The sequence below is a fragment of the Paenibacillus sp. FSL M8-0334 genome (assembly GCF_038000405.1).
GTDB lineage: Bacteria > Bacillota > Bacilli > Paenibacillales > Paenibacillaceae > Paenibacillus_AQ > Paenibacillus_AQ campinasensis.
Window position 1 is genome coordinate 954206 of record NZ_JBBOCH010000002.1, and the last position, 12405, is coordinate 966610.

The 12405-nt window shown below is 50.2% G+C and carries 10 protein-coding genes; 7 read left to right on the forward strand and 3 right to left on the reverse strand.

Going from position 1 to position 12405, the window contains the following annotated elements:
- Positions 1 to 118 precede the first annotated feature (118 nt).
- The 3 genes from MKX64_RS18510 to MKX64_RS18520 all read left to right on the forward strand — a co-directional run bounded on the left by MKX64_RS18510 (position 119) and on the right by MKX64_RS18520 (position 3818).
- Positions 119 to 1813: a sugar ABC transporter substrate-binding protein gene (locus tag MKX64_RS18510; protein ID WP_095264163.1), complete on the forward strand. Its 1695-nt coding sequence runs from the start codon at positions 119 to 121 to the stop codon at positions 1811 to 1813.
- An 86-nt stretch (positions 1814 to 1899) separates the two neighbouring features.
- Positions 1900 to 2859 carry an ABC transporter permease gene (locus MKX64_RS18515; RefSeq protein ID WP_095264165.1) on the forward strand — a complete coding sequence of 320 codons (960 nt, stop codon included), beginning with the start codon at positions 1900 to 1902 and terminating at the stop codon, positions 2857 to 2859.
- Positions 2859 to 3818, forward strand: a complete 960-nt coding sequence (locus MKX64_RS18520; RefSeq protein ID WP_095264168.1) for a carbohydrate ABC transporter permease — start codon at positions 2859 to 2861, stop codon at positions 3816 to 3818. Before MKX64_RS18515 ends, MKX64_RS18520 begins: the two co-directional genes overlap by 1 nt.
- 266 nt (positions 3819 to 4084) lie before the next feature.
- On the opposite strand, the gene MKX64_RS18525 is transcribed toward MKX64_RS18520, so the two are convergent.
- Together MKX64_RS18525 and MKX64_RS18530 are read right to left on the reverse strand one after the other, a co-directional pair.
- Positions 4085 to 4735 carry a DUF2306 domain-containing protein gene (locus MKX64_RS18525; protein WP_095397746.1) on the reverse strand — a complete coding sequence of 217 codons (651 nt, stop codon included), beginning with the start codon at positions 4733 to 4735 and terminating at the stop codon, positions 4085 to 4087.
- 74 nt (positions 4736 to 4809) lie between these two features.
- On the reverse strand, positions 4810 to 6024 hold the full coding sequence (locus MKX64_RS18530; protein WP_095397747.1) for a DJ-1/PfpI family protein: 1215 nt from the start codon (positions 6022 to 6024) through the stop codon (positions 4810 to 4812).
- Positions 6025 to 6201: 177 nt separating this feature from the next.
- Here MKX64_RS18530 and MKX64_RS18535 point away from each other — a divergent pair, with 177 nt between their 5' ends.
- The gene (locus tag MKX64_RS18535) at positions 6202 to 6891 is read left to right on the forward strand and encodes a response regulator transcription factor (RefSeq protein ID WP_095264178.1); all 690 of its coding nucleotides are present in this window, start codon (positions 6202 to 6204) and stop codon (positions 6889 to 6891) included.
- A gap of 1 nt (position 6892) precedes the next feature.
- Positions 6893 to 8269 (forward strand): sensor histidine kinase, encoded by a 1377-nt coding sequence (locus MKX64_RS18540; RefSeq protein WP_095397748.1) that lies wholly within the window; start codon positions 6893 to 6895, stop codon positions 8267 to 8269.
- A gap of 159 nt (positions 8270 to 8428) precedes the next feature.
- Here the strand turns inward: MKX64_RS18540 and MKX64_RS18545 are convergent, their stop codons facing one another.
- Positions 8429 to 9331 (reverse strand): transposase, encoded by a 903-nt coding sequence (locus MKX64_RS18545; protein WP_095397749.1) that lies wholly within the window; start codon positions 9329 to 9331, stop codon positions 8429 to 8431.
- A gap of 510 nt (positions 9332 to 9841) precedes the next feature.
- Here MKX64_RS18545 and MKX64_RS18550 point away from each other — a divergent pair.
- Entirely contained in the window at positions 9842 to 10876 is a 1035-nt protein-coding gene (locus MKX64_RS18550) for an endo-1,4-beta-xylanase (protein ID WP_095397750.1), read from the forward strand.
- 275 nt (positions 10877 to 11151) lie between these two features.
- Positions 11152 to 12342: an acyltransferase gene (locus MKX64_RS18555; RefSeq protein ID WP_095397751.1), complete on the forward strand. Its 1191-nt coding sequence runs from the start codon at positions 11152 to 11154 to the stop codon at positions 12340 to 12342.
- Positions 12343 to 12405 lie beyond the last annotated feature (63 nt).

Consider the following 12405-nt stretch of genomic DNA (forward strand, 5'->3'; position numbering starts at 1 on the left):
GGGGTAATGCTTTAATTGTGTTATAGTTTCGCGCTTGGCAGCGCTTTTACAATAAGGATAAGTTATTGAAAGGGTTTTCAGTCCCTGGAATAACCATATCATTTCGGAGGTGCTTTATATGGGGGGAAAGAATAAGTCGGTACTCCGGTTCAGCATGATGCTGCTGCTTTCGCTTGGTCTCGTACTATCGGCTTGCAGCGGCGGTAACAACCAGGGAGCTGCCAAGAACGATAATAACGGACAGGCAGCCGGGGATAATGTCGCGAATGGAGTCGAGCCGTTTGAAATTTCGGTTTTCATCGGTCAGCCCGACCAGCAACCAACACCTGACAACAAGATTTATAAATTAATCAGGGAAAAGACAGGAGCATCCTTCAAATTCGAGTTCCTGGCAGGCGATATTGACCAGAAGCTCGGCGTTATGATTGCAGGCGGCGATTATCCGGACATGATGACAGCGAATCAAAAGCTGACAGCTGCCGGTGCCTTTATCCCGCTCGAGGATTTGATTGAAGAACATGCGCCAAACTTGAAGAAGCATTATGAGAAGTACTGGAACATGATGAAAGACCCGAATGACGGTCATATTTACAATCTTCCAAACTACGGTGTAACGAATGCGGACGTTACCTCGTCTTGGTATTCGGGCCCGGCTTTCTGGATTCAGAAGGACGTGTTGGCAGAGGCGGGATATCCAGAGGTTAAAACCTTGGATCAATATTTTGACTTGATTAAACAATACAAGGAAAAGTATCCGACCATCGACGGTACGCCGACGATCGGCTTTGAAATTCTGAACTATGACTGGAAGAACTGGGGGCTGTTCAATGCTCCTCAGCATTTGATTGGTCATCCGAACGATGGCGGTGTGGTCGTTAAAGACGGCAAGGCGGAAATTTTTGCCGACAAGGACTATGCCAAACGTTATTATCAAAAGCTGAACGAAATGAATGCCCTGGGTATCATCGATAAAGAAGCGTTCACCCAGAACTTTGACCAGTATATGGCGAAAATCTCCAGCGGTGCAGTTCTTGGCATGTTTGACCAGCACTGGAACTTCCAAAGTGCAGAGGACGCGCTGATTACTCAGAAGAAAGATGAAAGAACGTATGTCGGTCTTCCGCTTGTATTTGATGAAGGCATCCGGGATCATTACAAAGATCGTCCGGCTTTGAACCTCAATAACGGTTTCGGGATCACGGTCAACGCATCCGAAGAGCAGGCGATTCGAATTATCAAATTGTTGGATACGCTGATTCAAGAAGATTGGCAAAAAATCTTGTCCTGGGGGATTGAAGGGGAAGATTACATTGTCAAGGACGGCCGCTTCATGAAAACGCAGGAGCAGCGCGATCAGTTTACCGATGCAACCTGGAAGCTCGCGAACAAAGCCGATTCTTTCCACGGTCAAGCACCAAAAATGGAAGGTTTATTCTCGGACGGCAACGCTACAGATGCCGCTGCCCAGCCTGAAGAAATGGTAGCCGCTTTGAGGGAGTATGACAAGAACTTCCTTGCCCAATACGGTTTCAACAGCTATGTTGACTTCTTCAGCCCGGCTCCCGAGAACGACATCGCTTACCCGGCATGGTCTGTCGACCTGGTAGACGGATCTGAAGCGAAAATCGTGAATACGAAGCAAAATGAGTTGTCCACGAAGTTCTTACCGAAAGCCATTCTTGCTAAACCTGAAGAATTCGACAGCGTCTGGGATGAGTACGTCTCTGAAATCCGCAAGCTCAACATCAAGGCTTATGAAGATCGGATTAATGAAGTGCTGCAATGGAGAAGAGACACTTGGTCTGTTAAGTAAGGCAACGGAAGGTAGATGAATCGGAAACGGGAAGGCTTCATGCCTTCCTTGTTTACGAAATATGGGGTTTTGGGGAGAACAAACTTATGGAAGAGACCTTTGTCAAAGACTCTGCCGTCCGGAAGCCTAAGACAAACAAGAAAATCACCTGGGCCGTACTCAAAGAACAGAGACAGTTGATCTATATGTCGGTGCCTCTGATGGCTTACATCATCTTGTTTGCCTACGTTCCTATTTGGGGATGGACCATGGCTTTCCAGGACTACAAGCCGGCTAGAGACTTTAGTGAACAGACGTGGGTAGGATTTAAACATTTTGAATTTCTTTTTAAGGATGAAAGTTTCCTGCAAGTGCTTCGCAATACGCTCGCAATGAGTGTTATCAATATGATTCTCGGCTTTACGACTGCAATTATCCTTGCATTGTTACTGAATGAAATCAAGAAAGTGGTTTGGAAAAGAACCGTACAGACGATCTCCTATCTTCCGCACTTTCTATCCTGGATCATCGTAACCGGGATTGTGGCGACGAGCTTGGCTTCGGACGGAATCATCAATGATATCCTTATGAAGCTGCATCTCATCAAGGAGCCGATCCAATGGCTCAGTGAAGGCAAATACTTCTGGGGAATCGTCGGGGCGTCGCATGTTTGGAAAGAAGTCGGCTGGAATACGATTATATATTTGGCTGCGATGGCATCCATCGACCCGGCGCTTTATGAGGCTGCCGATATGGACGGGGCAAGCCGCTATCGGAAAATGTTCCATGTCACTTTGCCGGGCATTAAGCCAACGATCATCATTCTGTTGATCATGCAGGTCGGTCACATTCTGGAAGCAGGATTCGAGGTTCAATACTTGCTGGGCAACGGCCTTGTTGTCGACTGGTCGCAAACGATTGACATTTTCGTGCTGAAGTACGGGCTTGCCCAAGGAAATTACTCATTAGCAACGGCTGCCGGTATATTTAAAACGGTCGTTAGTGTGACGCTGTTATTGATTGCAAACGGAGTCGCGAAACGGCTAGGGGAAGAGAGGCTGCTATAATGGCAAATCAACCAACCAGCCCTGGGCCAGCAACTGCTGCCGCAGCGCCTAAATCCGTCAGAAAAAAAAGAGTAGAGCCGATCCTTTTTAATACGTTCAATACCTTGTTCATGATAGGTCTTGTCATTGTCACATTATATCCGTTCCTGAACACGATCGTCGTTTCCCTGAATGCGGGGAATGATACGATCCGGGGCGGAATCTATCTCTGGCCGAGGGAATTTACTTGGCAGAATTACAAGGCGGTATTTGCTTCGGGAACGATATATGATGCGTTCTGGGTTTCCGTGGCACGAACGGTGCTTTCAACGCTGCTGAATCTGGTCTTGACCACGATGCTGGCATATACGCTGAGTCGTCGGGAGTATGTGTTCCGCAAGCCGATTACATTGATCTTTATTCTGACGATGTACTTTAACGCCGGTTTGATTCCTGGATATTTTCTGATGAAGGACTTGCACCTGCTGAATTCATTCTGGGTATATGTAATCCCGTCGATGATCAGCGCATTCAATATGATCGTTATCCGGACGTATATCGGAACGATTTCGGAAAGCTTGGTCGAATCGGCAAGAATTGACGGAGCCGGGGATTTTAAAATCTTCGTCCGGATCATCTTCCCGCTGTGTAAGCCGGTGCTGGCAACTATTGCGCTTTTCGTGGCCGTGGGAGCTTGGAACTCCTGGTTCGATGCATTCATCTATACCTCCTCCCGCCAAGAGCTGAGCACTTTGCAGTATGAGCTGATGAAGCTGCTGTCATCCAGTATGAACGCGAACAGCAATCCGGCAGTGGCTGCCGGAGCCGGGATGACGCAGGACGCTGCTGTGAACATGGTAACGCCGATTTCGATTCGCGCTGCCGTAACGGTCGTGGCATCCGTGCCGATTCTTCTGGTTTATCCATTTGTGCAAAAGTATTTTGTTGTCGGTCTGAATGTCGGCGGTGTCAAAGAGTAAGCAGACACACATGAAAACACCGGTTCAAGCAGGAGTGCAGCTCCTTGCCTGATCCGGTGTTTTGTTTTGACCAAGGGGTCCCGCTCCGCCCCGCAGGTGCGTGGCGAAGCGTGCAGCGGTCCCTGGCTGCTCCACCTCGCAGGTGTGTGGCGAAGCGTGCAGCGGTCCCTGGCTGCTCCACCCCGCAGGTGCATGGCGAGGCGTGCAGCGTTCCCTGGCCGCTCCGCGCCGCAGGTGCGTGGCGAAGCGTGCAGCGCTTGGATAATTCAGCTGTGGATCGCGTGTTCTCGCGGGTTACGGAATATCGTGCGGATCACAAATTCAGGAATGATCAGCAGCAACGCGATGGAGCTGTATACGCTAATGGTGTAGCTTAACGGGTAATCCAGACCGATCCCGTAATGCAAGAGCGTGGTAATGAGATGAATCAGCATATTGGTGAAACAAAAAGCGTAGCTGCGGATCATCCAGTTGCGGTGCCGGATCATTCGCTTCTTTTTGATTTGCACGAGCGCCATGATGGTGATAAACGGCCAGATCATATTCAGTAAGTTGAATCCGATGCTGCTGACCCTGCCCCCTGTAGCGTAAGGAGCCATATATCCGGAGGTTAGTACGACGATGAGTACGGACACGATATAGAGGTAGCCGTTGATGCGATGGAACCGGCGGCTTTTTTCCAAAAGACGATTGGAGAAATTAAGCAGCCCGGAAGCCATAGCAACACATGCGAATGCAACATGAACGTACATCACGTTTAACCAGACCGGGAGGTTGAGCGTCCGCCGTAGTCCTGTTTTATGGCCTATAAATCCGGCGGCACTTGGATCAATGACATAATTTTTGACCAGTGAGTAGAAGATGAAAATGATGGTGATCCCAGCGAGGAGCCGGAATAAAGTTTTGCGTCGATTCATGGATTCGTAAACCTCCAGAGATGGGAGAGCGATGAACGTCTCTCGCTCCCAAATTTCAGTTCGGATCAGGACGGTCAGGATCTTCGCGTGCCTGTCAATTTCGAGGCAGGCAGCATGCCGGCTTTGGCAACACCGGTCATGCGATCAGTCTCGACGGCCACTTCAAATTTCAGGTTCAATCGCATTGGCTTCGTGACGCGCAGCGACCAGATCAGCTTGCCATCCTTTAGCACAGGATTCAGGAAAGGCACCGTCTCGTTTGCCTGAGTTGCCTGACCCTGAATCTGTCCATCTACAGAGGATATCGACAGCATGACCTGCATATTTCCGATTGGCGTAGCGATGGCAATATCCCAGTCTCCATCGAAGGCAGAGGCCGGTAAGGCGGTATCCTTCAGGTAGGGCATGCTTCCAACTAGCTCGGAATGATCTTCCTTTAGGTGATCCGCCTCGGAATACCCTGTCTCGATGTCATCCGTCCTGGCATGATCCGTAACGGAGTGTCCCGTCTTGGCATGCTCCATCTCGGATCGTGCTCCGCCGTCCTTCCGTGCGGCTTGTCCCGGATCCATTCCGGTATTTCTCCAGACAGTACCTCTTCGTTCGAATTCGAACAGCTGCTCAACCGCATGCGCTATTTTGGGTCCGAGCTCGCGTTCCACCAGATATAGTGCTACATCGAGCCCAGAAGTAACGCCGCCGCCGGAGACGAGATTGCCATCATCCACAACGCGTGCTGCAACCGGGATCGCTCCAGCGGCGGCCAGCACCTCCATACCCATATGGTGGGTAACCGCATGCCTTCCCTCCAGCAGGCCGTTCATCGCAAGCAGCAGCGACCCGCCACATACAGTAGCGACGATGATGTCCTGCTGGAGCGCCTGTCGCTCATCTTTCTGCTCCTCGATTGCCTGTCGTTCAAGCGCCTGTCGCTCGTCTATCTGCTGACCAACCGCTGGCCGTTCAAACACCTGGCGCATCAAACTGCCCAGCTCCGTTTGCGCGGCTCTGCCGAGAATGGCTGGGATAGAATCGGGGCCATCGCCCTCCACCTCCCCGGCCGCGCCGGGGACAAGGATAATGCCAGCTTGCTGTGGGTTCAGCTTGCCGCTGGCTTCAATCTTTAAGCCGCCCATGCCGCTCGGAACGGATCGGGGCCCCTCGGCAGTAACCAGTTCTACATGGAGCGTACCGCCTGCGATCATGGCAGCGGCGCAAAAGACTTCATAAGGAGCTATGGCATCCATTAGATCAAAACCGTCAAACAGTACAATTTGAATTTTTATGATGTTGATCCTCCTTCTCGTCTTCCGTTAAAGGAATGTTCATAGAAGAATCGTAACAAACGAATATCTCAAACAAGGCGTCCAAAAAGTCACAAAACAATAACAATGTATCACAAATCAGGAGTGTGCGTTAGCTTCCTATGAAATAAATGATAAACTGGTTCCAAAGGTGGGATATTTGTGAGTGAAAAGACAACGATACTTGTGGTGGATGACGATGCCAGCATCGTGGAACTGCTGCGGGATTTTTTAGAGTTTGAACAATTTCATGTGTTGACCGCGTATGATGCGCAAGCGGCGTGGTCTCTCTTTACGAAGCACGCGGTTCATTGCATCGTGCTTGATGTCATGATGCCGGGACAGAGCGGCTACGAGCTGTGCCGCCGGATTCGGGCGGAGAGCGAGGTGCCGATCCTGTTCCTGAGCGCCCGCAGTGACGACGTTGACAAAATTCGTGGACTGACGCTCGGAGGGGATGATTATATTGTTAAAACAGCTTCTCCCGGTGAAATCATCGCCCGTATCCGTGCGGTACTGAGGCGTTCGGCTTCGCCGCAGCGTCCAGTGGAGCGGACACTTGAATACGGACGCATTAAGCTTAATTTGTCGGCAAGGGAAGTGTTTGTAGACGGGGAGAAGGTGGTGCTGACCCCTAAGGAGTATGAATTGCTGCGGTTGTTCGCGGAGCATCCGAGGCAAGTGTTCACATATGAGCAGCTGCTGGGGAAGTTCTGGGAAGGCATCGGCGACAGGCACACCGTGCGTGTGCATCTGGGGCGGCTGCGTGAGAAGATCGAACAAGACCCGAATCAGCCGAAGCACCTGATCAATGTATGGGGCGTAGGCTATCGTTTTGATGAGGGAGAATAATATGAAAACTGTGCGAATTCGTACGTTTACCATCATCTGTTTACTATTGATGTTTATATTGCCATGGACGTTTTTTGTGGCATCTCACTATATGGAGAATCGGACATTCCGCTTATCTGAATCCCGGTCGCATGAGCAGAAGGTCCAGCAGCAGCTGGACGAAATGATCGGCAGGATTGAAGCGGGAACGGAAAGCTGGATCGACCCGGCGTGGCAGCGGGAATTGAAGGACAAGCTGCAGGCAGTGGAAATGGATGCGGTACTTCTGTCTGCTTCAGGAGAGGAACTGTTTCGTTCCGATCCGGATCGCCGGGGCACTTCATCGTCAACCGAGCGGTTCTCGATTATTGTGAATGGAGAGCTGCATGGGAAAGCTATCATCTATCTGCCTTCGTCGAACATGTCGCTGATCCTTTCCATATTTGCCGGGCTGATTCTGGCATTCTTTGTCATGGGGGCAGCGATGCGCAGGCTGCTCTTAAAGCCGCTGGAGAAGATGAGTGTGGCGGCAAGGCAGATCGCGGAAGGAGATTGGGACGTGGAACTGCCTCGATCGGGGATTACCGAGATTTCCGAAGTGCGTGACGGATTTGCCGTGATGGTGAAGGGACTGCAGAACTCCTTTCAAAAGCAGGCACAATTGGAGAAGGAGCGCCGATTTGTCATCAGCGCCGTTGCCCACGATTTGCGTACGCCGCTGTTTGCTTTGCGTGGTTATTTGGACGGCCTAGAGCAGGGAATCGCCCGGTCGCCTGAACAAATATCGAAATATGTGGCGGTATGCAAACAGAAGTCCGAACAGCTGGGTCTGCTCGTAGAGGATCTGTTTACTTTTACAAAGCTGGACTATCTGGAGGCCAAGCTAAGCATGGAAGAGGTGGATGTGAAGCTGGTGATGGAGCGGGCGGTAGACAGTCTACGACCGTTGGCGGAGCACAATCAGATGGTGATCAACAGTCAACTGGCTGGGCCGTGCATGATTAGCGGCGATGCCCATCTGCTGGAGAGGGCCATGAACAATCTGCTAGACAATGCGGTCAGACATACACCGTCAGGCGGTGCAATTGAAGTTCGCTGTAGCCAGGATGACGATCGCGTGGTTTTCGAGATTCGGGATGCCGGTTCAGGATTCTCGACAGAAGACCTGGAGCGGGCATTTGAACCTCTTTACCGGGGGGAAACTTCCCGAAGCCGTGCGACGGGTGGAAGCGGTCTCGGGCTCACCATTTCGCAGCGAATTATCCGGCGACATGGCGGTGACCTAATTGCGGCCAATCATCCGGAAGGAGGAGCGGTCCTGCGCGGGTGGTTCCCTGTGTGGCATCCGGGAAACGCCCTTGGTTTGATCGAGACAGCGCTGGATGGAGATCGCGTGTGAGTTTTTATTGATAATTCGCTTTCCCAGAACCCTTGCGCAGTTATCCCGTTTAATCAGGACAGCAAACAAACAGAACAGACTGGCTAGGCGCCCCTTGTGGCCATCCAAATACAATATGTTCAGAGATGCTGTGATTTCATATGGTTTCCAACATACTGATCATGCAACAGCGGCAAGGGAGGGATTACATTGGCGGGCGATCAACTGCCTGTAGGAAATCCGCGGCACGGTCACACACATCTTCAGCAACTTCTGACCCATCGATTCCTCCGTCTCGGACAAGCGCAACCAGCGGCGTCCTGTATACTCACTCAAATAGGCCTGGAGATGCTTCAGCTCCAGCGCACCATAAGTGCTTGTTAGCGACTTCCAAGCCTCTCTGACGACGTTCCGCAAAGGCGTATACAATCGAAACGCTTGAGGGAACAGACCGACGTCCGATGACAGGTGATCCACATGCTCATCAATGAACGCGGTAAGATCGCGACGCGCTGCCTTTTTATCGGTTCCTCGGCTCTGCGGTACCAGGCGAATTATGACTTGCTGCGGTTCACCGGCCTCATCGACCGTGCAGCCAGCAACGACTGCCGAGGCATGTGGATGCGAAACCGTACATCGGGAGGGATTGCGTCCATATTGATCACTGTTTACCTTCACATCGCCGTAGAGCAGCTCCCGGGCATCGAAATACAGGGCAGCATGGCGAATTTTGTGCAGCATTAACCACGCGGTCTTGTAAGTGACGTCAATCACTTGACACAGCCGTGTGGCCGAGATGCCGTCCGGGAGCAGGAACAAATCCAGGGCAATGAACCACTTGAGCAAGGGAAGCCGGGTTCCTTCAAAAATGGTGCCCACCAAAGCCGATGTCTGATGCTTGCATCGTCCACACTCGAACAAGGGAATACGCCGGGAGCTCAGACGGCTGCACCCTGTGTGATTACAGCGCGGGCAAATAAAACCGCTTGGCCATTTCATGGCAATCAGCGCCTCCATGCAGTCTTGCTCGCTCTGATAACGGTTATGGAAAGATTGAAGCTCCGTCCCCGTATGGCTCATCATATCCGCTCACCCCGAATAAAAGTTTACTTGCATAAATTCCCGATTAAAGAAAATGACGAACACTCGTTCCTTTTATTTCATTATAGCAAACGTATGTTCCTCTTTCAATCGAAAACGTGAAAAAAATGTCTTATTATTTCGATTCACGTTTCCTGATTCTCACTCATCAACACTTGTTTGTGCGCATAATGCACTCTCTTTTTCAACTGTTAAGCCGATCATGACTGACGGTCATTCGCTTGTTTCTATGTTTCAGACTCCCTACACCCTGAACGAAAGGGATAATGATTAAAGGGGAGGGGGAGAGGAAGGAGGAGCTCAAGGGCATAGAGGCGAGGTCAAAGGCATAGAGACGAGGTCATAGGCATAGAGGTGAGGAAGAGGGTCAGTAGTCGGAGGCCGTTTTTTTAACATATATAATTTCTGATATGCCATGTTTACAATGCTCATTCAATGACTCGTATCCTTATGCTATGTTGGGGATATGAGATAACGTGAGGGGGATGAAGGATGGACAAGAAGCATGGGATTGCCGCAATGAGTCTAGCCGAAACTTTTCAGGATCGCTTTTTGATCGGGGCGGCCGTGAATCCGTTAACCTTGGATGCCCAAAAAGAGCTGCTCGTACAGCATTTCAACAGTGTCACTGCGGAGAATGAAATGAAATTCGAAAGGCTTCACCCCGAGGAGGGAGAATACACTTTTTCAGAGGCGGACAGACTCATGGACTTCGCGAGAGCGAACGACATGGCCGTCAGAGGCCATACGCTAGTATGGCACAATCAGACGCCGGATTGGGTGTTTCAGGATCGTTCAGGAAACGTCATTGGCCGCGAAGTTCTGCTGGCACGGATGAAGGAACATATTGATACTGTGGCCGGCCGCTACAAGGGTCGTATTTATGCTTGGGATGTCGTGAATGAGGCAGTCTCCGACAGTGGTAATGAACTCCTTCGCTCTTCCAAATGGCTTGATATTGCTGGTGAGGAATTTATCGCAAAAGCGTTTGAATACGCGCATGACGCCGATCCGGATGCTTTGTTATTTTACAATGATTATAACGAGTCGTTTCCAGCCAAACGGGATAAAATCTATTCCCTGGTCAAGTCCTTGAAGGAGCGGGACGTTCCAATCCACGGCATTGGCATGCAGGCGCACTGGAACCTGGTTAGCCCCGCGCTGGATGAAATCCGTGTAGCGATTGAAACCTATGCGAGTCTCGGCGTTGTGCTTCATATTACGGAGCTGGATGTATCGATGTTTGAGTTCGAGGACCGCCGAACCGACTTGACATCTCCGACAGCGGACATGCTGGAGCTTCAAGCAGCGCGTTATGAGCAGTTTTTTGGGCTGTTTAAGGAATATCAGGATGTAATCGGATCGGTTACCTTTTGGGGAGCGGCTGATGACTATACCTGGCTGCATGATTTCCCGGTGAGAGGGCGCAGAAATTGGCCGTTCCTGTTTGATGAGAGGCATGAGCCGAAGGACTCGTTCTGGAAAGTGATGGGGGTTGCGAGCTCCCACGATCCCAAGCCGCTGTGAATAGGAAACCGAGCACGGTTGCACAAATTTTAACTAAATGAAAATAGCAGGTCGCCTTATTAAACATCCAGGCATGGATTCCCGGTATGAACCCGGATCCGTGCCTTTTATATTTGTTATCTAAGTTGTCCCGAAAGCAAATCTTAAGCTTTTGTTAAGAACTTAATAGTCTGGCGTTAAGAACTTAATAGCTTAGCGTTAAGAACTGTCCGCTATACTGTTGAAATCCGTTTCGGACCACCGAGGCGATTCAAACAGGATGAGAGGGCAATACTATGAACAATTCACAAGCATTAGGGCTTCGAAGAGAGAGACTTCCAGAATTACAGCTGGTTCGCGCATGTGCGATTATCGGCGTCCTGTCGGTACACTCCACGTCCTTTGCGGTATCTGCAATGACAAGCTCCCAATATTTTTGGACGTACAACTTTCTGAATATTTTTATGAAATTCGGAACGCCGACCTTTATTTTCTTAAGCAGTTTGGTCTTGTTCTACAATTATTACAGCGAGCCTATTACTTTGAAGCGGATTAGCGGCTTCTATAAAAAGAGACTGTTATATATCATCGTCCCGTATACGGTGTTTTCGGTATTCTACTTCGGACTGCTACATTACTTGCATTACCAGGGCAGGCCGCTCGGGGAAACGATGGAGAGCTTCTTTACGAAGCTGCTAACAGGCAAAGCATACACCCATCTTTATTTTGTGTTCATCAGCATTCAATTTTACCTGCTGTTCCCGCTTATACTGTGGCTGCTCAAAAAGATGCCCCGTCTCGCTCGCTGGGCAGTTCCGATTGGACTAGGAATCCAGTGGACCTTTATACTTTTAAACAAGTATTATTGGCAAGTGCCGAATAAAGGAAGCTGGGCATTGTCCTACATAGCCTACTTCATGCTTGGCGCTTTTGTTGGCATCTATTACCCGAAATTAAAAGCTTGGCTTACGATCTGCCGGACCCATGCAACGCCATTGCGGACGGCCCTGTGGATCATACTGTGGCTTGGATGGATTGCGGCAGGGCTTGGTCATGTGTATGTCTATTACAACAGCCGATTATATGGAACCGCATATAATTCGACCTTATATGAGCTGATGTGGAATCTGCATACTTATCTGGGAGTAATCGTTTTGTTGCAGTTGGCATCGCTCGTTTATCGGGGGGCGAAACCAAGGGTTACCGATGGCTTGATGCGTTTAGGTGCGGTGTCATTTGGGATTTATTTAATACACCCGTTCTTTTTGCTGGTTTATCGACAGTTTCCACCTGAGACAGGGAGTTCACTAATGATGCATCTTTGGTATGCCGGGGGCTTTGCCGTTGCGCTGATGTGCTCATGGATAGTGGTGGAGATAACGGTACGCTGGCTCCCGGGATCATGGGTGATCTTTGGCCGTGTTCCAAAGTCGAAGAGTACCGGACAACAACAGGACATAGCGGCGAGCCGCAGTCTTAGAACCTGAATTCGAAGACCAGGTGTATACCGTGTTGTTGAGAACAGGTTATAAGATCCAGCTCCCGGACAT